Genomic DNA, 21,182 nt, shown 5'->3' on the forward strand with positions numbered 1-21,182 from the left:
GATGCACCTATTTTCTAGCCCTTACTTGGAGTAGAGCTCGACAATCAGGCTTTCGTTGATGTCGGCGGACAGATCACTGCGAGCAGGAACGTTCTTGAAAACGCCCGACTTCTTCTCAGTGTCTACTTCTACCCATTCTACGCGGCCACGTTGGGCACACAGATCGAGAGCTTGGACAATGCGAAGTTGGTTCTTTGCTTTCTCGCGAATCGCGACCACGTCACCAGCACGAACCTGGTAGGACGGTACGTTTACGGTCTGACCGTTAACGCTGACGGATTTGTGCGATACCAGCTGACGGGATTCGGCACGAGTAGAGCCAAAACCCATACGGTATACAACGTTGTCCAGACGGCATTCGAGCAGTTGCAGCAGGTTTTCACCGGTTGCACCTTTCTTGCCAGCAGCTTCTTTGTAGTAGCCGCTGAATTGACGCTCGAGAACGCCGTAGATACGACGGACCTTCTGCTTTTCACGCAGTTGGGTGCCGTAATCGGACTGGCGACCGCGGCGTTGGCCGTGGATACCAGGTGCTGCTTCGATGTTGCACTTCGATTCGATCGCGCGCACGCCGCTCTTCAGAAAGAGATCGGTGCCTTCGCGACGAGCGAGTTTGCATTTTGGACCAATGTAACGAGCCATTCTTTACAATCTCCTGGATTACACGCGGCGCTTCTTCGGCGGACGGCACCCGTTGTGCGGGATTGGCGTCACGTCGGTGATGCTGGCGATCTTGTAGCCACAGCCGTTCAAAGCGCGGACTGCAGATTCACGACCTGGGCCTGGACCTTTGACGTTAACGTCGAGGTTTTTCAGACCGTATTCCAGCGCAGCTTGACCAGCACGTTCAGCAGCTACTTGAGCAGCAAACGGGGTGGACTTGCGGGAACCGCGGAAACCCGAACCACCGGAGGTAGCCCAGGAAAGAGCGTTGCCTTGACGGTCGGTGATGGTCACGATTGTGTTGTTAAAAGATGCATGGATGTGGGCAATGCCATCAACCACTGTCTTTTTAACTTTTTTACGAGGACGAGCAGCAGGTTTAGCCATGATTAATTTCCTGTCGATTCGCTGGGGCGATTACTTGCGGATCGGCTTACGCGGACCTTTACGGGTACGCGCGTTAGTCTTGGTACGCTGACCGCGCACTGGAAGACCACGACGATGACGCAGACCGCGATAGCAACCGAGGTCCATCAAACGCTTGATTTTCATGTTGATTTCGCGACGCAGGTCACCTTCAGTGGTGAACTTCGCCACTTCGCCACGCAGCTGTTCAATCTGCTCGTCGCTCAGATCCTTGATCTTTGCGGCTGGGTTTACCCCAGTCACTGCACAGATCTTCTGCGCAGTAGTGCGACCAACACCATAGATGTAGGTCAGCGAGATAACAGTATGCTTGTTATCTGGAATGTTAACGCCTGCAATACGGGCCATTCAGTGGGACTCCAATTGACAGCTACCTACGCCCCGGAAGCCAAGAAATAGGGCGCGAGATAATATCGCTGTAATAACAAATAATCAACCCGGTAGCGCACTAGCTACCGGGCTTGAAGCACAATCACACTCAGCCTTGGCGCTGTTTGTGACGCGGTTCCGCGCTGCAAATTACTCGAACAACACCTTCGCGGCGAATAATCTTGCAGTTACGGCACAGCTTTTTCACCGATGCACGAACTTTCATCACCAACTCCTCGAACCTTATGGGTACTCAGCGCAACATGCCGCTGCCGTAACCCTTCAGGTTGGCTTTCTTCATCAGGGATTCGTACTGGTGCGAAACGAGGTGCGATTGTACTTGGGACATGAAGTCCATCACAACCACGACGACGATCAGCAACGAGGTCCCGCCAAGGTAGAACGGTACGTTTGCTGCAACCACCAGGAACTGGGGCAACAGACACACGGCCGTCATGTAAAGAGCACCGAACATGGTCAAGCGAGTCAGAACGCCATCAATGTAGCGCGCAGACTGCTCACCTGGACGGATGCCCGGAATAAAGGCACCGGACTTCTTCAGGTTTTCCGCTACGTCTTTCGGATTGAACATCAACGCCGTATAGAAGAAGCAGAAGAAAATAATCCCTGCACTAAACAGCAGAATATTCAACGGCTGACCAGGAGCGATCGACTGCGAGATGTCCTGCAACCAGCCCATACCTTCAGACTGACCGAACCAGGCACCCAACGAAGCCGGGAACAGCAAAATGCTGCTCGCGAAAATGGCCGGAATAACACCGGCCATGTTCACCTTCAGCGGCAAGTGGCTAGTCTGCGCAGCGAAAACCTTGCGGCCCTGCTGACGCTTGGCGTAGTGAACAGCAATACGACGCTGACCACGCTCAATGAACACCACGAAACCGATAATCGCTACTGCCAGCAAACCGATGGCAACCAGGGCAAAGATGTTGATATCACCCTGACGTGCAGACTCGAAAGACTGCCCGATCGCTCTCGGAAGACCGGCGACGATACCCGAAAAAATCAACATCGAGATACCGTTGCCAACACCACGCTCAGTAATCTGCTCACCCAGCCACATCATGAACATCGCACCAGCCACAAAAGTGGATACCGCGACGAAATGGAAGCCAAAGTCACCAGTGAACGCAACACCCTGCCCTGCCAAGCCAATGGACATGCCAATAGCTTGAACGAGAGCGAGGATGACAGTGCCGTAGCGGGTGTACTGGCTGATCTTGCGACGGCCAGCTTCACCTTCCTTCTTCAACTGCTCCAGCTGCGGGCTGACGGCTGTCATCAGCTGCATGATGATCGATGCCGAAATGTACGGCATGATCCCCAGTGCAAAGATGCTCATCCGCTCCAGCGCGCCGCCGGAAAACATGTTGAACAAGCTAAGAATGGTCCCCTCATTCTGTCGAAACAGGTCCGCGAGTCGGTCCGGGTTGATACCTGGAACCGGGATGTGTGCGCCTATTCGGTAGACGATAATCGCCAGGAACAGAAAACGCAGACGAGCCCAGAGTTCAGACATACCGCCTTTGCCGAGCGCAGAGAGAGCACCTTGCTTAGCCATTTATTCCTCGAACTTGCCGCCAGCTGCTTCGATAGCCGAACGCGCACCTTTGGTGGCGCCGATTCCCTTTCCGATGGTAACAGCGCGAGTCACTTCGCCGGACAGCATGATTTTCACACGCTGTACGTTGACGTTGATCACGTTGGCATCTTTCAGGGACTGCACGGTGACGATGTCGCCTTCCACTTTAGCCAGCTCGGACAAACGCACTTCTGCGCGATCCATGGCTTTCAGGGAAACGAAACCGAACTTCGGCAGGCGACGATGCAGCGGCTGTTGACCGCCTTCAAAGCCTGGAGCAATGGTGCCACCGGAGCGGGAGGACTGACCTTTGTGGCCACGGCCACCGGTCTTGCCCAAACCACTACCGATACCACGGCCCGGACGATGCTTTTCGCGACGGGAACCCGGCGCTGGACTCAGATCATTGAGTTTCATCGATTAACCCTCGACACGCAGCATGTAGTAAGCCTTGTTGATCATCCCGCGATTCTCGGGAGTATCAAGTACTTCTACAGTGTGACCGATGCGACGCAGACCCAGACCCTTAACGCACAGTTTGTGGTTAGGGATGCGGCCGGTCATGCTTTTGATCAGCGTAACTTTAACGGTAGCCATGATCAGAAGATCTCCTTGACGCTTTTGCCACGCTTGGCGGCAATGGATTCAGGAGACTGCATAGCTTTCAAACCTTTGAAAGTGGCGTGAACCACGTTTACCGGGTTAGTCGAGCCGTAGCACTTGGCCAGAACGTTCTGAACGCCAGCAACTTCGAGGACAGCACGCATAGCGCCGCCAGCGATGATACCGGTACCTTCAGAAGCAGGCTGCATGTACACCTTCGAAGCGCCGTGACCGGACTTCATTGCGTACTGCAGAGTGGTGCCGTTCAGATCAACTTGGATCATGTTGCGGCGAGCAGCTTCCATTGCCTTCTGGATCGCAGCAGGCACTTCACGTGACTTGCCACGGCCGAAGCCAACGCGCCCTTTACCATCACCAACCACGGTCAACGCGGTGAAAGTGAAGATACGGCCGCCTTTAACGGTTTTGGCTACGCGGTTAACTTGAACCAGCTTCTCAATGTAGCCTTCGTCGCGCTTTTGGTCGTTATTTGACATAACTTAGAACTCCAGCCCAGCTTCACGAGCAGCATCAGCCAGCGCCTTGACGCGGCCGTGGTACTTGAAGCCAGAGCGGTCGAAAGCCACCTGCGAGACGCCAGCGGCTTTAGCACGCGTAGCGACCAGCTGGCCAACCTTAGTGGCCGCGTCGATGTTGCCAGTGGCGCCATCACGCAGTTCTTTATCCAAAGTCGAGGCAGATGCCAGGACTTTGTTGCCGTCGGCCGAAATGACCTGGGCGTAGATGTGCTGCGACGAGCGGAACACGCAGAGACGCACGACTTCTAGTTCGTGCATTTTCAGGCGTGCTTTGCGAGCGCGACGCAGTCGAGTAACTTTTTTGTCGGTCATTTGCTATGCCCTACTTCTTCTTGGCTTCTTTACGACGGACGACTTCGTCCGCGTAGCGCACACCTTTGCCTTTGTACGGCTCTGGTGGACGGAAGTCGCGGATCTCGGCGGCCACTTGACCTACCAGCTGCTTATCGATGCCCTTGATCAGGATATCGGTCTGGCTAGGAGTCTCAGCGGTGATGCCTTCCGGCAGTTCATAATCCACTGGGTGCGAGAAGCCAAGAGCCAGGTTCAGCACTGTGCCTTTTGCTTGCGCTTTGTAACCAACACCGACCAGCTGGAGCTTGCGCTCGAAGCCTTGGCTTACGCCTTGGACCATGTTGTTTACCAACGCACGAGTGGTACCAGCCATTGCGCGAGTTTGTTGATCGCCATTGCGAGCAGCGAAACGCAGCTCACCAGCTTCTTCAACGATCTCAACGGACGAATGGATGTTCAGTTCGAGAGTGCCCTTGGCACCCTTCACCGAAAGCTGTTGGCCTGCGAATTTTACTTCGACACCGGCTGGCAGCTTAACGGGGTTCTTAGCGACGCGTGACATGCTTATCCCCCCTTAGAACACAGTGCAAAGAACTTCGCCGCCGACACCGGCAGCGCGCGCAGCACGATCCGTCATCACACCTTTGTTGGTGGAGACGATAGACACACCGAGACCGCCACGAACTTTTGGCAGATCATCGACGGACTTGTACTGACGCAGGCCTGGACGGCTAACGCGCTTCACTTCCTCGATGACCGGACGGCCTTCGAAGTACTTCAGCTCGATGGACAGCAGTGGTTTGATTTCGCTGCTGATCTGATAACCCGCAATGTAACCTTCGTCCTTCAGGACTTTGGCAACAGCTACCTTCAAAGTAGAAGATGGCATGCTTACGACGGACTTTTCAGCCATCTGGGCATTACGGATTCGAGTTAGCATGTCCGCTAACGGGTCCTGCATACTCATGGGCTAGACGCTCCTAATACAAAAAAATTAGCCTTGCGGCTACTACTTGTCGCCGAGGACATCCATGCGAAAAAAGCACGGGCTCAGGCGAGCCGGGTATTCTAGACACACCCCACAAATGAATCAAGCCCCAATAGGGGCTTGATTCAAGTTCAAGGTCACCGGCGGTCAGGATCTTGCGATTCCAACCACCGAGACTTTGATAGTGCTTACCAGCTGGCTTTAACCAGACCAGGTACGTCACCACGCATTGCAGCTTCACGCAGTTTGTTACGGCCGAGGCCGAACTTGCGGTAAACGCCGTGTGGACGACCGGTCAGGCGGCAGCGGTTACGCATGCGCGAGGCGCTTGCGTCACGTGGCTGCTTCTGCAGAGCTACTGTAGCTTCCCAACGTGCTTCTGGACTTGCGTTCAGATCAACGATGATAGCTTTCAGTGCTGCACGCTTTTTGGCGTACTTGGCAACCGTGAGCTGACGCTTCAGCTCGCGGTTTTTCATGCTCATCTTGGCCATTTTCCTACTCCAATCAGTTGCGGAACGGGAATTTGAAAGCGCGCAGCAGAGCGCGACCTTCATCATCGTTCTTGGCAGTGGTGGTCAGGGTAATGTCCAGACCGCGGAGAGCATCGATCTTGTCGTAGTCGATTTCCGGGAAGATGATCTGCTCTTTTACGCCCATGCTGTAGTTACCACGACCATCGAAGGACTTGGCATTCAGGCCGCGGAAGTCGCGGACCCGAGGCAGGGAGATCGACAGCAGACGATCCAGGAATTCGTACATACGCTCACGGCGCAGAGTCACTTTGACGCCGATCGGCCAACCTTCACGGACTTTAAAGCCAGCAATGGATTTCCGAGCGTAAGTCACAACGACTTTCTGACCGGTGATCTTTTCCAGGTCGGCAACAGCGTGCTCGATGACTTTTTTGTCACCGACAGCTTCGCCCAGACCCATGTTCAGGGTGATTTTGGTAACGCGTGGAACTTCCATCACGTTCGAAAGCTTAAGTTCTTCCTTAAGCTTCGGTGCGATTTCCTTCCAGTAAATCTCTTTTAGTCGTGCCATGGTCTTCTACCTAGCAGTGTTCAAGCATCAACCGCTTTTTGGGTCGACTTGAAGACACGAATTTTCTTGCCGTCTTCTACTTTGAAACCAACGCGGTCAGCCTTGTTGGTTTCGCCGTTGAAAATGGCGACGTTAGAAGCGTCCAGTGGAGCTTCTTTTTCGACGATACCGCCTTGTACGCCCGACATCGGGTTAGGCTTGGTATGACGCTTAACCAGGTTCAGACCACCAATAACCAAACGGTTATTAGCGAGAACCTTAAGCACCTTACCGCGCTTACCTTTGTCTTTGCCGGCGATCACGATGATCTCGTCGTCACGACGAATCTTTTGCATGTCGGATCTCCTTACAGCACTTCTGGGGCGAGCGAGACGATCTTCATGAACTTCTCAGTACGAAGTTCACGGGTCACTGGCCCAAAGATACGGGTGCCGATCGGCTCTTGCTTGTTGTTCAGAAGAACAGCAGCGTTGCCATCAAAGCGGATAATGGAGCCATCAGCACGGCGTACACCGTGACGAGTGCGGACTACAACAGCAGTCATCACTTGGCCTTTTTTCACTTTACCGCGAGGAATTGCTTCCTTGACGGTAACTTTGATGATGTCACCGATACCAGCGTAACGACGATGGGAGCCACCCAGCACCTTGATGCACATAACACGGCGAGCGCCAGAGTTATCGGCCACATCGAGCATGGATTGAGTCTGAATCATATAATTTCTCCGACCCCTAGTCCTTAGACTTCCACAGCGCGTTCGAGAACATCAACCAGCGCCCAAGACTTAGTCTTGGCCAAAGGACGAGTTTCACGAATAGTGACTTTGTCGCCGATGTGGCACTGATTGGTTTCGTCGTGCGCGTGCAGCTTAGTCGAACGCTTAACGTATTTACCGTAGATCGGGTGCTTAACGCGACGCTCGATCAAAACGGTGATGGTCTTGTCCATTTTGTCGCTGACAACACGGCCAGTCAGCGTACGGACGGTTTTTTCGGCTTCAGCCATGATTACTTACCTGCCTGCTGTTTGAGCACAGTCTTCACGCGAGCGATGTCACGCTTAACTTGCCGGAGCAGGTGAGACTGCCCCAACTGGCCAGTTGCTTTCTGCATGCGCAGATTGAACTGGTCGCGCAGCAGGCCGAGCAGTTGCTCGTTAAGCTGCGGCGCGTCTTTTTCACGAAGTTCATTCGCTTTCATCACATCACCGTCCGTTTAACAAAAGCGGTGGCGAGCGGCAGCTTTGCAGCAGCCAGGGCAAAAGCCTCACGCGCCAGCTCTTCAGAAACGCCCTCGATTTCATACAGGACTTTGCCTGGCTGAATCTGGGCTACCCAGTACTCCACACTACCCTTACCTTTACCCATCCGAACTTCGAGTGGCTTTTTGGAGATAGGCTTGTCCGGGAATACACGGATCCAGATCTTGCCGCCACGTTTAACGTGACGGGTCAGAGCACGACGCGCTGACTCGATCTGACGAGCGGTGAGACGACCACGAGCTACAGACTTCAGCGCGAACTCGCCGAAGCTGACTTTGCTACCGCGCTGAGCCAGACCACGGTTGTGGCCTGTCATCTGCTTGCGGAACTTCGTACGCTTTGGTTGCAACATTTGGCGTACCCCTTACTTAGCAGCTTTTTTACGAGGCGCTGGTGCTTGTGGTTTCAGTTCTTCTTGGCGACCACCAATTACTTCGCCTTTGAAGATCCAAACCTTTACACCGATCACACCGTAAGTGGTGTGAGCTTCGTAGTTGGCATAGTCGATGTCGGCACGCAGGGTGTGCAGTGGCACACGACCTTCGCGATACCATTCAGTACGTGCGATTTCAGCACCGCCGAGACGACCGCTCACTTGGATTTTGATGCCTTTGGCACCAATGCGCATGGCGTTCTGTACAGCGCGCTTCATAGCGCGACGGAACATTACGCGACGCTCCAGCTGCTGAGCTACGCTCTGCGCAACCAACATACCGTCGAGTTCCGGCTTGCGGATTTCTTCGATATTGATGTGCACAGGCACACCCATTTGTTTGGTCAGGTCCTGACGCAGTTTCTCAACATCTTCACCTTTCTTCCCGATAACGATACCTGGACGAGCGGTGTGGATGGTGATACGTGCAGTTTGAGCCGGACGATGGATATCGATACGGCTTACGGACGCGCTTTTTAGTTTGTCTTGGAGATACTCACGCACCTTCAGATCAGCGAACAAATAGTCCGCATAAGTCCGACCGTCTGCGTACCAGACGGAGGTGTGTTCCTTGACGATTCCCAGGCGAATGCCAATGGGATGTACTTTCTGACCCATCTCTTCGACTCCGTTACTTGTCAGCAACCTTGACAGTGATATGGCAAGACCGCTTGACGATGCGATCAGCACGGCCTTTGGCACGTGGCATGATTCGCTTCAGCGAACGCCCTTCGTTGACGAAAACGGTGCTGACTTTGAGGTCATCAACGTCTGCGCCTTCGTTATGCTCGGCGTTGGCTACGGCCGACTCCAGCACTTTCTTCATGATCTCGGCGGCTTTCTTACTGCTGAAAGCCAACAGGTTGAGCGCTTCGCCCACCTTCTTCCCGCGGATCTGGTCGGCGACCAAGCGGGCTTTCTGGGCGGAGATTCGAGCGCCCGACAACTTAGCGGCTACTTCCATCGTTCCTTACCCCTTAACGCTTGGCTTTCTTGTCTGCCACGTGCCCACGATATGTGCGGGTACCGGCAAACTCGCCTAGTTTGTGGCCGACCATGTCTTCGTTCACGAGAACTGGAACATGTTGACGACCGTTATGAACTGCGATGGTCAGACCGACCATTTGTGGCAGGATCATCGAACGACGCGACCAGGTTTTAACTGGTTTGCGATCGTTCTTTTCCGCCGCCACTTCGATCTTCTTCAGTAGGTGAAGATCAATAAAAGGACCTTTTTTCAGAGAACGTGGCACTGTCGTATCCCTCTATTTACTTGCGACGACGGACGATCATTTTGTCGGTACGCTTATTACCACGAGTCTTCGCGCCCTTAGTCGGGAAGCCCCATGGCGATACCGGATGACGACCACCAGAGGTACGACCTTCACCACCACCATGCGGGTGGTCAACCGGGTTCATGGCAACACCACGAACGGTTGGGCGAACGCCACGCCAGCGTTTGGCACCAGCTTTACCCAGCGAACGCAGGCTGTGCTCGGAGTTCGAGACTTCACCCAGGGTCGCGCGGCATTCAGCCAGCACTTTACGCATCTCACCAGAACGCAGACGCAGGGTCACGTAGACACCTTCACGAGCGATCAGCTGAGCCGAAGCACCAGCGGAACGAGCGATTTGCGCGCCTTTACCTGGCTTCAATTCGATGCCGTGTACGGTGCTACCAACTGGAATGTTACGCAGTTGCAGAGCGTTGCCCGGCTTGATCGGCGCCAAAGCACCTGCGATCAGCTGGTCGCCAGCACTCACGCCTTTAGGGGCGATGATGTAGCGACGCTCGCCATCTGCGTACAGCAGCAGAGCGATGTGAGCAGTACGGTTTGGATCGTATTCGATACGCTCGACAGTGGCAGAGATGCCATCTTTGTCGTTGCGACGGAAATCGACCAGACGATAATGCTGCTTATGGCCACCACCGATGTGACGAGTGGTAATGCGACCATTGTTGTTACGACCACCAGTCTTCGATTTTTTCTCGAGCAGCGGTGCGTGAGGAGCGCCTTTATGCAGCTCCTGGTTGACCACCTTGACCACAAAACGGCGGCCAGGGGAAGTCGGTTTGCATTTAACGATTGCCATGATGCACCCCTTCCTTACTCAGCACTGCTGCTGAAATCGAGATCTTGGCCTGGTTGAAGGGAGATAACTGCCTTCTTCCAGTCATTACGCTTGCCCAGACCGCGAGCAGTGCGCTTGCTCTTACCCAGAACATTCAGGGTAGTAACACGCTCTACTTTCACGCTGAACAGGCTTTCGACGGCCTTCTTGATTTCCAGCTTGGTTGCATCAGTTGCAACCTTGAAAACGAACTGGCCTTTCTTGTCAGCCAGAACCGTAGCCTTCTCGGAAACGTGCGGGCCAAGCAGAACTTTAAATACGCGTTCCTGGTTCATCCCAGCAGCTCCTCGAATTTCTTCACGGCCGACACGGTGATCAACACCTTGTCGTATGCGATCAGACTAACTGGATCGGAACCTTGCACGTCACGTACATCAACGTGTGGCAGGTTACGAGCAGCCAGGTACAGGTTCTGATCAACTACTTCAGACACGATCAAGACGTCAGTCAGGCCCATGCCGGTCAGTTTGTTCAGCAGATCTTTGGTCTTCGGTGCATCAACAGCGAAGTCCTGAACCACAACCAGACGATCAGTACGCACCAGCTCAGCAAGGATGGAACGCATTGCTGCGCGATACATCTTCTTGTTCAGCTTCTGGGTGTGATCCTGAGGACGAGCTGCGAAAGTGGTACCGCCGCCACGCCAGATTGGGCTACGGATAGTACCGGCACGAGCACGGCCAGTACCTTTCTGACGCCATGGGCGCTTACCGCCACCACGAACGTCGGAACGGGTCTTTTGCTGCTTGCTACCTTGACGGCCGCCGGCCATGTAGGCCACGACTGCTTGGTGAACCAGCGTCTCGTTGAATTCGCCGCCAAATGTCAGTTCGGAAACTTCGATCGCTTGAGCGTCATTTACATTTAATTGCATGTCAGCTTCCCCTTAACCGCGAGCCTTGGCTGCTGGACGTACAACCAAGTTGCCGCCAGTAGCGCCAGGAACAGCGCCCTTGACCAACAACAGATTGCGTTCAGCGTCCACGCGCACTACTTCGAGGGACTGCACGGTCACGCGCTCAGCGCCCATATGACCGGACATTTTTTTGCCCTTGAATACACGACCAGGAGTCTGGCACTGGCCGATAGAGCCTGGAACGCGGTGGGACACGGAGTTACCGTGGGTATTATCTTGCCCGCGGAAGTTCCAACGCTTGATCGTACCCTGGAAGCCTTTACCCTTGGACTGACCGGTTACATCAACCAGTTGACCAGCGGCGAAGATTTCAGCGTTGATCAGATCGCCGGCCTGGTACTCGCCTTCTTCAAGGCGGAATTCCATTACGGTACGACCAGCGGCAACGTTCGCTTTAGCGAAGTGGCCAGCTTGAGCAGCTGTAACACGCGAAGCACGACGCTCGCCTACAGTGACTTGCACTGCACGATAGCCATCGGTCTCTTCAGTTTTGAACTGGGTGACGCGATTCGGCTCGATCTCAATGACCGTGACCGGAATGGAGACACCTTCTTCGGTGAAAATACGGGTCATACCGCATTTACGACCGACTACACCAATAGTCATGTTGTAAACCTCATGAGTGTACGGGGCTTTCACCCGCTATGGCCGCCCATTTCAGAGCGTTACACGACTAAGACCGAGTCTTAGCCGAGGCTGATCTGCACTTCCACACCGGCCGCAAGATCAAGCTTCATAAGAGCATCAACGGTTTTATCCGTTGGCTGGACGATGTCCAGAACGCGCTTATGAGTACGGATCTCGTACTGGTCACGCGCGTCTTTGTTGACGTGCGGGGAGACCAGAACGGTGAACCGCTCTTTACGGGTAGGCAGTGGAATTGGACCACGCACTTGAGCACCAGTACGTTTCGCGGTTTCCACGATTTCCTGGGTGGATTGGTCGATCAGGCGATGGTCAAAAGCCTTCAACCTGATACGGATTTGCTGATTTTGCATTGGATTTCAGACTCCGGCTGCTATTCCCACCGAGCGCAATACGCCCGTTAAAAGGAGGCGCAATTCTATAGACGCCCCATATAGGTGTCAACCCAATAAAAAAGCCCCCGCTAAGCGGGGGCTTTTTCAACTCATCAAAGCTAACTCAAAAAGAGCTTACTCGATGATTTTGGCTACGACGCCAGCGCCGACGGTACGACCGCCTTCACGGATAGCGAAACGCAGACCGTCTTCCATTGCGATGGTCTTGATCAGGGTGACAACCATTTTGATGTTGTCGCCTGGCATTACCATTTCAACGCCTTCCGGCAGTTCGCAGTTACCAGTCACGTCAGTAGTACGGAAGTAGAACTGTGGACGGTAGCCTTTGAAGAACGGAGTGTGACGACCGCCTTCTTCTTTGCTCAGAACGTAGACTTCAGCTTCGAACTTGGTGTGCGGCTTAACCGAACCCGGCTTAACCAGAACCTGGCCACGCTCAACGTCGTCACGCTTGGTACCACGCAGCAGAACGCCGCAGTTCTCGCCAGCACGACCTTCGTCGAGCAGCTTACGGAACATTTCAACACCGGTGCAGGTGGTGACGGTAGTGTCACGCAGACCAACGATTTCCAGTGGATCCTGAACCTTGACGATACCGCGCTCGATACGGCCAGTTACAACAGTACCGCGACCGGAGATCGAGAATACGTCTTCGATTGGCATCAGGAACGGCTTGTCGATAACACGAACTGGATCTGGAATGTAGCTGTCCAGAGTCTCAACCAGTTTACGAACGGCAGTGGTGCCCATTTCGTTGTCGTCTTGGCCGTTCAGAGCCATCAGAGCCGAACCGATGATGATCGGAGTGTCGTCACCTGGGAAGTCGTAAGTGCTCAGCAGATCGCGCACTTCCATCTCAACCAGTTCCAGCAGCTCAGCGTCGTCAACCATGTCAGCCTTGTTCAGGAAGACAACGATGTACGGAACGCCAACCTGACGGGACAGCAGGATGTGCTCACGGGTTTGTGGCATCGGACCATCAGCAGCCGAACAAACCAGGATAGCGCCGTCCATCTGAGCGGCACCGGTGATCATGTTCTTCACGTAGTCAGCGTGACCCGGGCAGTCAACGTGAGCGTAGTGACGGATCAGCGAGTTGTATTCAACGTGCGCGGTGTTGATGGTGATACCACGAGCCTTTTCTTCCGGAGCGCTGTCGATTTTGTCGAAAGCAACAACGGCCGAACCGAAAACTTCGGAGCAGACGCGAGTCAGAGCAGCGGTCAGCGTGGTTTTACCGTGGTCGACGTGACCGATGGTGCCAACGTTGACGTGCGGGAGGGTACGGTCAAATTTTTCTTTAGCCACGACAATTAACTCCTAGCCTAAAGGGGCTGAATCAGCCTTGTTTTTTGGTAACGGTTTCGACGATGTGCGACGGAGCCGTATTGTATTTTTTGAATTCCATAGAGTAGCTTGCGCGACCTTGGGACATGGAACGGACGTCGGTCGCATAACCGAACATCTCACCCAGCGGAACCTCGGCACGAATCACTTTGCCGGAAACCGTGTCTTCCATACCCAGGATCATGCCGCGACGACGGTTAAGGTCGCCCATCACGTCACCCATATAGTCTTCAGGTGTAACAACCTCTACAGCCATGATCGGCTCAAGCAACTCACCACCGCCCTTCTGGGCCAGTTGCTTGGTCGCCATGGAAGCAGCCACCTTAAACGCCATCTCGTTGGAGTCGACGTCGTGGTAGGAACCATCAAACACAGTGGCCTTCAGGCCGATCAGCGGATAGCCGGCAACGACGCCGTTCTTCATCTGCTCTTCGATACCCTTCTGGATCGCCGGGATGTATTCCTTAGGAACAACACCACCCACCACTTCGTTCACGAATTGCAGACCTTCCTGACCTTCGTCAGCAGGAGCAAAACGGATCCAGCAGTGGCCGAACTGACCACGACCGCCGGACTGACGAACAAACTTGCCTTCGATTTCACAGTTCTTCGTGATGCGCTCACGATACGAAACCTGAGGCTTACCGATGTTGGCTTCGACGTTGAACTCACGGCGCATCCGGTCAACCAGGATGTCCAGGTGCAACTCGCCCATGCCAGAGATGATCGTTTGACCAGTCTCTTCATCAGTCTTGACGCGGAAAGACGGGTCTTCCTGAGCAAGCTTGCCCAGAGCGATACCCATTTTTTCCTGGTCATCCTTGGTCTTAGGCTCAACGGCAACCGAAATAACCGGCTCCGGGAAGTCCATACGAACCAGGATGATTGGCTTGTCAGCGTTGCACAAAGTCTCACCAGTGGTGACGTCCTTCATGCCGATCAAGGCCGCGATGTCACCAGCGCGTACTTCCTTGATTTCTTCGCGGGCGTTTGCGTGCATTTGCACCATACGACCCACGCGCTCTTTCTTGCCTTTAACCGAGTTGATCACGCCGTCGCCGGAGGCCAACACGCCCGAGTAAACTCGAACAAAGGTCAAGGTACCCACGAATGGGTCAGTGGCAATTTTGAATGCCAGAGCGGAGAACGGTTCGTTGTCGTCTGCATGACGCTCCAGATCGATAGTCTCGTCATCCGGGTCAGTACCCTTGATGGCAGGAATATCAACAGGCGCAGGCAGGTAATCGATAACGGCGTCGAGAACCAGGGGAACACCCTTGTTCTTGAAGGAAGAACCGCAAACAGCCAGAACGATCTCACCAGCGATAGTACGCTGACGCAGAGCGGCCTTGATTTCCGCGTTGGTGAGTTCTTCACCTTCGAGGTACTTGTTCATCAGTTCTTCGCTGGCTTCGGCCGCAGCCTCAACCATGTTGCCGCGCCACTCATCAGCCAATTCCTGCAGTTCAGCAGGGATAGGCTTGCGAACTGGAACCATGCCTTTGTCAGCGTCATTCCAGTAAACAGCTTCCATAGCCATCAGATCGATCTGACCCTGGAAGTTGTCTTCGGAACCGATAGCCAACTGGATTGGCACCGGGGTATGACCCAGACGCTGCTTGATCTGACCGATCACACGCAGGAAGTTGGCACCAGCACGGTCCATCTTGTTTACGTAAACAAGACGTGGAACGCCGTATTTGTTGGCCTGACGCCATACGGTTTCCGACTGAGGCTCAACACCCGAAGTGCCGCAGAACACAACGACCGCGCCGTCGAGAACACGCAGGGAACGCTCAACTTCAATAGTGAAGTCAACGTGGCCCGGGGTGTCGATGACGTTGAAGCGGTATTGGTCTTTGTGCTGCTTCTCGGAACCCTGCCAGAAGGCGGTAATAGCAGCAGAAGTAATGGTAATACCACGCTCCTGCTCCTGCACCATCCAGTCTGTGGTCGCGGCGCCGTCATGCACCTCGCCCATTTTGTGACTTTTGCCAGTGTAAAAAAGGACGCGCTCGGTGGTGGTGGTTTTACCAGCATCCACGTGAGCAACGATACCGATGTTACGGTAGCGATTAATCGGTGTTGTACGAGCCATAAAGCCCTCGCAAAATTAGTGACGCTAAAATTAGAAGCGGTAGTGCGAGAAAGCCTTGTTGGCTTCAGCCATACGGTGCACGTCTTCACGCTTCTTAACTGCAGCACCTTTACCTTCGGCAGCGTCCAACAGTTCGCCAGCCAAACGCAGAGCCATAGACTTCTCGCCGCGCTTACGGGCGAAGTCTACCAACCAGCGCATTGCCAGAGCGTTACGACGGGACGGACGAACTTCGACCGGAACCTGGTAAGTAGCACCGCCTACACGGCGCGACTTCACTTCGACCAGCGGAGCGATGGCGTCGAGAGCTTTCTCGAAGATTTCCAGGGGGTCGCTGTTCTTGCGTTCTTTAACCTTTTCCAGCGCGCCATAAACGATACGCTCGGCAACGGCTTTCTTGCCGCTTTCCATTACGTGGTTCATGAACTTGGCCAGGATCTGGCTGCCGTATTTTGGATCGTCAAGCACTTCGCGCTTGGCTGCTACGCGTCTTCTTGGCATGGATAAGCCCTCAAACGGTCTTCAGGTTCGCTCGGAATCGGTGCCCTTTCGGGACGCCTCCGACCTTACTCTTATCGACTCAGAAAAATAGAAAATCAGTTCTTACAAAAAGCCACTACTACTTCGGCTTCTTGGTACCGTACTTCGAACGACCCTGGTTACGACCTTTAACGCCGGAAGTATCCAAAGAGCCGCGAACGGTGTGGTAACGAACACCTGGCAAGTCTTTTACACGACCGCCGCGGATCAGTACCACGCTGTGTTCTTGCAGGTTGTGGCCTTCACCGCCGATGTACGAGGAAACCTCGAAACCGTTGGTCAGACGCACACGGCATACTTTACGCAGTGCCGAGTTAGGTTTTTTCGGCGTGGTGGTATACACACGGGTGCATACGCCACGACGTTGCGGGCAGTTCTGCAGCGCAGGCACGTCGGATTTCTCGACGATACGCTTACGCGGCTGACGTACCAGCTGGTTGATAGTTGCCATCTACTAGCTCCACTGTTGTCTTGCGACGCTATTGTCTTGCAAGAAAAGCAAAATGGCAGGAACGAATTCCCGCCAAATTTAGGGGTACAAGAGTCTAAAGAGGATCTTGCCCCCAGTCAAGGCAAGGCCCCGACCTCCCCGCTCATCCAACCTCGACAAATTGTCTCGATTCGATGAACGGAACGGCCAGGGCCTTACGCTCATTTATCGCAGAACTCAGTTACCGCTCGAGTTCAGCGCTTCGGTCAGTGCAGCTTCCACTTCACTGGCGCTTACGCGCAACGGTTTGTCAGCATCACGGCGACGCTTGCGTTCGCTGTGATAAGCCAGACCGGTACCTGCCGGGATCAAACGACCCACGACTACGTTTTCTTTCAGGCCGCGCAGGTAATCGCGCTTGCCGGTTACCGCCGCTTCGGTCAGTACGCGAGTGGTTTCCTGGAAGGAAGCCGCCGAGATGAACGATTCGGTGGACAACGACGCCTTGGTGATACCCAACAGCACGCGAGTGAACTTGGAAACGAATTTCTCGTCGCCAGCCAGACGCTCGTTCTCTACTAGAACGTGAGTCAACTCCATCTGGTCGCCCTTGATGAAAGTCGAGTCGCCAGACTCAGCGATTTCAACCTTACGCAACATCTGACGCAAGATGGTCTCGATGTGCTTGTCGTTGATCTTCACGCCTTGCAGACGATAAACGTCCTGGATCTCGTTCACGATGTACTTGGCCAGCGCACTCACACCCAGCAGACGCAGAATGTCGTGTGGATCGCTCGGGCCGTCGGAGATAACTTCGCCGCGGTTTACCTGTTCGCCTTCGAAGACGTTCAGGTGACGCCACTTCGGAATCAGCTCTTCGTACGGATCGGTACCGTCGTTCGGGGTGATAACCAGACGGCGCTTGCCTTTGGTCTCTTTACCGAACGCGATGGTGCCGCTGACTTCAGCCAGAATCGAGGCTTCTTTCGGACGACGGGCTTCGAACAAGTCGGCTACACGCGGCAGACCACCGGTGATGTCACGGGTCTTCGAAGTCTCTTGCGGGATACGAGCGATAACATCACCGATCGCAATCTTCGCACCATCCGCTACACCAACCAGGGCGTTAGCAGGCAGGAAGTACTGAGCAATTACGTCGGTACCCGGCAGCAAGAGATCCTTGCCATTGTCATCAACCATCTTCACAGCAGGACGGATATCTTTACCGGCAGCTGGACGGTCTTTGGCGTCGAGTACTTCAATGTTGGTCATACCGGTCAATTCGTCAGTCTGACGCTTGATCGTGATGCCTTCTTCCATGCCCACGTAGGTCACGGTACCTTTCATTTCGGTAACGATTGGGTGAGTGTGCGGATCCCACTTGGCCACGATTGCGCCAGCGTCGACCTTGTCACCTTCTTTAACCGAAATCACAGCACCGTACGGCAGCTTGTAACGCTCGCGCTCACGACCGAAGTCATCAGCGATCGCCAGCTCACCGGAACGGGACACAGCAACCAGGCAGCCATCCACTCGCTCAACGTGTTTCAGGTTGTGCAGACGGACAGTACCGCCATTCTTCACCTGAACGCTGTCAGCTGCGGAGGTCCGGCTTGCCGCACCACCGATGTGGAACGTACGCATGGTCAGCTGGGTACCCGGCTCACCAATGGACTGGGCAGCGATAACGCCGACCGCTTCACCGATGTTCACCTGGTGACCACGAGCCAAGTCACGGCCGTAGCACTTGGCGCAAATGCCGTAGCGGGTTTCGCAGCTGATCGGCGAACGCACGATCACTTCGTCGATGCTGTTCAGCTCGATGAATTCGACCCACTTCTCGTCTACCAGAGTACCGGCAGGAACGATGATTTCTTCGGTACCTGGCTTGAACACGTCACGAGCGATGACACGACCCAATACGCGCTCACCCAGCGGCTCAACAACGTCACCGCCTTCAATGTGCGGAGTCATTACCAGGCCATGTTCGGTGCCGCAATCGATCTCGGTCACAACCAGATCCTGCGCCACGTCTACCAGACGACGAGTCAGGTAACCGGAGTTCGCAGTTTTCAACGCGGTATCCGCCAAACCTTTACGAGCACCGTGAGTGGAGATGAAGTACTGAAGTACGCTCAAACCTTCACGGAAGTTCGCAGTAATCGGCGTTTCGATGATGGAACCATCCGGCTTGGCCATCAGGCCACGCATACCGGCGAGCTGACGGATCTGCGCAGCAGAACCCCGTGCGCCCGAGTCGGCCATCATGTACATCGAGTTGAAGGACTCTTGGTCGACTTCGACGCCATGGCGGTCGATGACTTTCTCTTTCGAGAGGTTGGCCATCATTGCCTTGGAAACTTCGTCGTTCGCCTTGGACCAAAGGTCGATCACTTTGTTGTACTTCTCGCCCTGGGTTACCAGGCCGGATGCGTACTGACTTTCGATCTCTTTCACTTCATCAGTAGCAGCATTGATGATGCGGGCTTTTTCATCCGGGATAACGAAATCGTTAACACCGATGGAAACGCCGGAAATGGTCGAATAGGCAAAACCGGTGTACATCAACTGGTCAGCGAAGATCACGGTCTCTTTCAAACCAACCACGCGGTAGCACTGGTTGATCAGCTTGGAGATCGCCTTTTTCTTCATCGGCTGGTTGACGACGTCGTACGACAGGCCAGGTGGAACAACCTGGAACAACAGCGCACGGCCAACAGTAGTGTCGACGATACGGGTGTTCTTGACGCTGCCGCCATCACGGTCGTTAACAGTTTCGTGGATCCGCACTTTGACTTTAGCGTGCAGTGCGGCTTCGCCGGCACGGAACACACGGTCAACTTCTTGCAGATCCGCGAACACACGACCTTCGCCCTTGGCGTTGATCGCTTCACGAGTCATGTAGTACAGACCCAATACAACGTCCTGCGACGGAACGATGATTGGCTCACCGTTGGCTGGCGACAGAATGTTGTTGGTCGACATCATCAACGCACGCGCTTCCAACTGGGCTTCCAGTGTCAGCGGTACGTGCACGGCCATTTGGTCGCCGTCGAAGTCGGCGTTGTACGCAGCACAGACCAGAGGGTGCAGCTGGATAGCCTTACCTTCGATCAGTACCGGTTCAAACGCCTGGATACCCAGACGGTGAAGGGTCGGTGCACGGTTGAGGAGAACCGGGTGTTCACGGATCACTTCAGCGAGAACGTCCCAAACCTCTGGCAGCTCGCGCTCAACCATTTTCTTGGCAGCTTTAATGGTGGTAGCGAGACCACGCATTTCCAGCTTGCCGAAAATGAACGGCTTGAACAGCTCGAGAGCCATTTTCTTCGGCAGACCGCACTGGTGCAGACGCAGGGTCGGACCTACGGTAATTACCGAACGACCGGAGTAGTCAACACGCTTACCGAGCAAGTTCTGACGGAAACGACCTTGCTTACCCTTGATCATGTCAGCCAAGGATTTCAGAGGACGCTTGTTCGAACCAGTGATAGCGCGGCCACGACGACCGTTGTCGAGCAGCGCATCGACAGCTTCCTGCAACATACGCTTTTCGTTGCGCACGATGATGTCCGGAGCGGACAGATCAAGCAGGCGCTTCAAGCGGTTGTTACGGTTGATCACTCGACGATACAGATCGTTGAGGTCGGAAGTCGCGAAGCGACCGCCATCCAGCGGGACCAGTGGACGCAGATCTGGCGGCAGAACCGGCAGAACGGTCAGCACCATCCATTCTGGAAGGTTGCCGGAACCCTGGAAGGCTTCCATCAACTTCAGACGCTTGGACAGCTTCTTGATTTTGGTTTCGGAGTTGGTTTGCGGAATTTCTTCACGCAGACGGCCAATCTCGTGTTCCAGATCGATAGCGTGCAACAGTTCACGGACAGCTTCGGCACCCATGCGGGCATCGAAATCGTCGCCGAACTCTTCCAGCGCTTCGAAGTACTGCTCATCGTTCAGCAGCTGACCTTTTTCAAGGGTGGTCATGCCTGGATCGATAACGACATAGCTCTCGAAGTAGAGAACGCGTTCGATATCTCGCAGGGTCATGTCCATCAGCAAGCCGATACGGGACGGCAGCGACTTCAGGAACCAGATGTGGGCAACCGGGGAAGCCAGTTCGATGTGCGCCATGCGCTCACGACGAACTTTGGCCAGCGCGACTTCAACGCCGCACTTCTCGCAGATCACACCACGGTGCTTCAAGCGCTTGTACTTACCGCACAGGCACTCGTAATCCTTTACCGGGCCAAAGATCTTGGCGCAGAACAGGCCGTCACGCTCAGGTTTGAACGTACGGTAGTTGATGGTTTCCGGCTTTTTAACTTCACCGAACGACCACGATCGGATCATCTCAGGCGATGCCAATCCAATACGGATGGCGTCGAACTCTTCGACTTGACCCTGGTTTTTCAGCAAATTCAGTAGGTCTTTCAAGGCCTTTCCTCCTGGC

At 54.5% G+C, this 21,182-nt stretch carries 31 protein-coding genes; all 31 read right to left on the reverse strand.

The genetic code is table 11. From position 1 onward, the window contains the following. Positions 1–21: 21 nt before the first annotated feature. The 31 genes from rpsD to rpoC all read right to left on the reverse strand — a co-directional run bounded on the left by rpsD (position 22) and on the right by rpoC (position 21,166). Positions 22–642, reverse strand: coding sequence for a 30S ribosomal protein S4 (gene rpsD / locus ACA075_RS27185; RefSeq protein ID WP_003210056.1), 621 nt, complete (start codon positions 640–642; stop codon positions 22–24). Between the two features lie 18 nt (positions 643–660). After that, complete coding sequence (rpsK, locus tag ACA075_RS27190; RefSeq protein ID WP_002555466.1) at positions 661–1,050, reverse strand: 30S ribosomal protein S11; 390 nt, start codon at positions 1,048–1,050, stop codon at positions 661–663. A gap of 30 nt (positions 1,051–1,080) precedes the next feature. Next, on the reverse strand, positions 1,081–1,437 hold the full coding sequence (gene rpsM, locus ACA075_RS27195; RefSeq protein ID WP_003186020.1) for a 30S ribosomal protein S13: 357 nt from the start codon (positions 1,435–1,437) through the stop codon (positions 1,081–1,083). 130 nt (positions 1,438–1,567) lie between these two features. Then, on the reverse strand, positions 1,568–1,684 hold the full coding sequence (gene rpmJ / locus ACA075_RS27200; RefSeq protein WP_002555468.1) for a 50S ribosomal protein L36: 117 nt from the start codon (positions 1,682–1,684) through the stop codon (positions 1,568–1,570). A 27-nt stretch (positions 1,685–1,711) separates the two neighbouring features. After that, positions 1,712–3,040, reverse strand: a complete 1,329-nt coding sequence (secY, locus tag ACA075_RS27205) for a preprotein translocase subunit SecY (RefSeq protein ID WP_077574735.1) — start codon at positions 3,038–3,040, stop codon at positions 1,712–1,714. Further along, on the reverse strand, positions 3,041–3,478 hold the full coding sequence (gene rplO / locus ACA075_RS27210; protein WP_010467269.1) for a 50S ribosomal protein L15: 438 nt from the start codon (positions 3,476–3,478) through the stop codon (positions 3,041–3,043). A gap of 3 nt (positions 3,479–3,481) precedes the next feature. Then, complete coding sequence (gene rpmD / locus ACA075_RS27215; protein ID WP_003186033.1) at positions 3,482–3,658, reverse strand: 50S ribosomal protein L30; 177 nt, start codon at positions 3,656–3,658, stop codon at positions 3,482–3,484. 2 nt (positions 3,659–3,660) lie between these two features. Beyond that, positions 3,661–4,161, reverse strand: coding sequence for a 30S ribosomal protein S5 (gene rpsE, locus ACA075_RS27220; RefSeq protein ID WP_007943782.1), 501 nt, complete (start codon positions 4,159–4,161; stop codon positions 3,661–3,663). A 3-nt stretch (positions 4,162–4,164) separates the two neighbouring features. After that, positions 4,165–4,515 carry a 50S ribosomal protein L18 gene (gene rplR / locus ACA075_RS27225; protein ID WP_003186037.1) on the reverse strand — a complete coding sequence of 117 codons (351 nt, stop codon included), beginning with the start codon at positions 4,513–4,515 and terminating at the stop codon, positions 4,165–4,167. A gap of 10 nt (positions 4,516–4,525) precedes the next feature. Continuing rightward, positions 4,526–5,059: a 50S ribosomal protein L6 gene (gene rplF / locus ACA075_RS27230; RefSeq protein ID WP_003176412.1), complete on the reverse strand. Its 534-nt coding sequence runs from the start codon at positions 5,057–5,059 to the stop codon at positions 4,526–4,528. 12 nt (positions 5,060–5,071) lie between these two features. Next, a complete protein-coding gene (gene rpsH, locus ACA075_RS27235) occupies positions 5,072–5,464 on the reverse strand; it encodes a 30S ribosomal protein S8 (RefSeq protein WP_003186040.1) in 393 nt (130 codons plus the stop codon). A gap of 209 nt (positions 5,465–5,673) precedes the next feature. Continuing rightward, a complete protein-coding gene (rpsN, locus tag ACA075_RS27240) occupies positions 5,674–5,979 on the reverse strand; it encodes a 30S ribosomal protein S14 (protein ID WP_003176414.1) in 306 nt (101 codons plus the stop codon). A 13-nt stretch (positions 5,980–5,992) separates the two neighbouring features. Then, positions 5,993–6,532 (reverse strand): 50S ribosomal protein L5, encoded by a 540-nt coding sequence (gene rplE / locus ACA075_RS27245; RefSeq protein ID WP_003176415.1) that lies wholly within the window; start codon positions 6,530–6,532, stop codon positions 5,993–5,995. A 20-nt stretch (positions 6,533–6,552) separates the two neighbouring features. Continuing rightward, on the reverse strand, positions 6,553–6,867 hold the full coding sequence (gene rplX, locus ACA075_RS27250) for a 50S ribosomal protein L24 (RefSeq protein ID WP_003176416.1): 315 nt from the start codon (positions 6,865–6,867) through the stop codon (positions 6,553–6,555). Positions 6,868–6,878: 11 nt separating this feature from the next. Beyond that, complete coding sequence (rplN, locus tag ACA075_RS27255; RefSeq protein ID WP_002555479.1) at positions 6,879–7,247, reverse strand: 50S ribosomal protein L14; 369 nt, start codon at positions 7,245–7,247, stop codon at positions 6,879–6,881. 23 nt (positions 7,248–7,270) lie between these two features. Next, positions 7,271–7,537 carry a 30S ribosomal protein S17 gene (gene rpsQ / locus ACA075_RS27260; RefSeq protein WP_003176419.1) on the reverse strand — a complete coding sequence of 89 codons (267 nt, stop codon included), beginning with the start codon at positions 7,535–7,537 and terminating at the stop codon, positions 7,271–7,273. 2 nt (positions 7,538–7,539) lie between these two features. Further along, the gene (rpmC, locus tag ACA075_RS27265; RefSeq protein ID WP_008030901.1) at positions 7,540–7,731 is read right to left on the reverse strand and encodes a 50S ribosomal protein L29; all 192 of its coding nucleotides are present in this window, start codon (positions 7,729–7,731) and stop codon (positions 7,540–7,542) included. Then, complete coding sequence (rplP, locus tag ACA075_RS27270) at positions 7,731–8,144, reverse strand: 50S ribosomal protein L16 (protein WP_007896757.1); 414 nt, start codon at positions 8,142–8,144, stop codon at positions 7,731–7,733. Before rplP ends, rpmC begins: the two co-directional genes overlap by 1 nt. A 12-nt stretch (positions 8,145–8,156) precedes the next feature. After that, on the reverse strand, positions 8,157–8,843 hold the full coding sequence (gene rpsC, locus ACA075_RS27275) for a 30S ribosomal protein S3 (RefSeq protein ID WP_003176422.1): 687 nt from the start codon (positions 8,841–8,843) through the stop codon (positions 8,157–8,159). A gap of 13 nt (positions 8,844–8,856) precedes the next feature. Then, on the reverse strand, positions 8,857–9,189 hold the full coding sequence (gene rplV, locus ACA075_RS27280; RefSeq protein ID WP_003103908.1) for a 50S ribosomal protein L22: 333 nt from the start codon (positions 9,187–9,189) through the stop codon (positions 8,857–8,859). A 13-nt stretch (positions 9,190–9,202) separates the two neighbouring features. Then, positions 9,203–9,478 (reverse strand): 30S ribosomal protein S19, encoded by a 276-nt coding sequence (rpsS, locus tag ACA075_RS27285; protein WP_002555486.1) that lies wholly within the window; start codon positions 9,476–9,478, stop codon positions 9,203–9,205. A 16-nt stretch (positions 9,479–9,494) separates the two neighbouring features. Further along, positions 9,495–10,319 (reverse strand): 50S ribosomal protein L2, encoded by an 825-nt coding sequence (gene rplB / locus ACA075_RS27290; protein WP_003176423.1) that lies wholly within the window; start codon positions 10,317–10,319, stop codon positions 9,495–9,497. A 14-nt stretch (positions 10,320–10,333) separates the two neighbouring features. Continuing rightward, positions 10,334–10,633 carry a 50S ribosomal protein L23 gene (gene rplW, locus ACA075_RS27295; RefSeq protein WP_002555488.1) on the reverse strand — a complete coding sequence of 100 codons (300 nt, stop codon included), beginning with the start codon at positions 10,631–10,633 and terminating at the stop codon, positions 10,334–10,336. After that, positions 10,630–11,232, reverse strand: a complete 603-nt coding sequence (rplD, locus tag ACA075_RS27300) for a 50S ribosomal protein L4 (RefSeq protein ID WP_007896707.1) — start codon at positions 11,230–11,232, stop codon at positions 10,630–10,632. The genes rplW and rplD overlap by 4 nt, the downstream gene beginning before the upstream one ends. A gap of 12 nt (positions 11,233–11,244) precedes the next feature. Further along, complete coding sequence (gene rplC, locus ACA075_RS27305) at positions 11,245–11,880, reverse strand: 50S ribosomal protein L3 (protein ID WP_003186059.1); 636 nt, start codon at positions 11,878–11,880, stop codon at positions 11,245–11,247. A gap of 80 nt (positions 11,881–11,960) precedes the next feature. Next, entirely contained in the window at positions 11,961–12,272 is a 312-nt protein-coding gene (gene rpsJ / locus ACA075_RS27310; RefSeq protein ID WP_003186070.1) for a 30S ribosomal protein S10, read from the reverse strand. Positions 12,273–12,428: 156 nt separating this feature from the next. Next, complete coding sequence (gene tuf / locus ACA075_RS27315) at positions 12,429–13,622, reverse strand: elongation factor Tu (RefSeq protein WP_007896660.1); 1,194 nt, start codon at positions 13,620–13,622, stop codon at positions 12,429–12,431. Between the two features lie 31 nt (positions 13,623–13,653). Continuing rightward, positions 13,654–15,759: an elongation factor G gene (fusA, locus tag ACA075_RS27320; RefSeq protein ID WP_219097507.1), complete on the reverse strand. Its 2,106-nt coding sequence runs from the start codon at positions 15,757–15,759 to the stop codon at positions 13,654–13,656. Between the two features lie 30 nt (positions 15,760–15,789). After that, positions 15,790–16,260: a 30S ribosomal protein S7 gene (gene rpsG / locus ACA075_RS27325; protein WP_002555493.1), complete on the reverse strand. Its 471-nt coding sequence runs from the start codon at positions 16,258–16,260 to the stop codon at positions 15,790–15,792. Between the two features lie 118 nt (positions 16,261–16,378). Continuing rightward, positions 16,379–16,750 (reverse strand): 30S ribosomal protein S12, encoded by a 372-nt coding sequence (gene rpsL / locus ACA075_RS27330; RefSeq protein ID WP_002555494.1) that lies wholly within the window; start codon positions 16,748–16,750, stop codon positions 16,379–16,381. 216 nt (positions 16,751–16,966) lie between these two features. Next, on the reverse strand, positions 16,967–21,166 hold the full coding sequence (gene rpoC / locus ACA075_RS27335) for a DNA-directed RNA polymerase subunit beta' (protein WP_162438842.1): 4,200 nt from the start codon (positions 21,164–21,166) through the stop codon (positions 16,967–16,969). Positions 21,167–21,182 lie beyond the last annotated feature (16 nt).

This window comes from Pseudomonas sp. LBUM1663 (assembly GCF_059695905.1).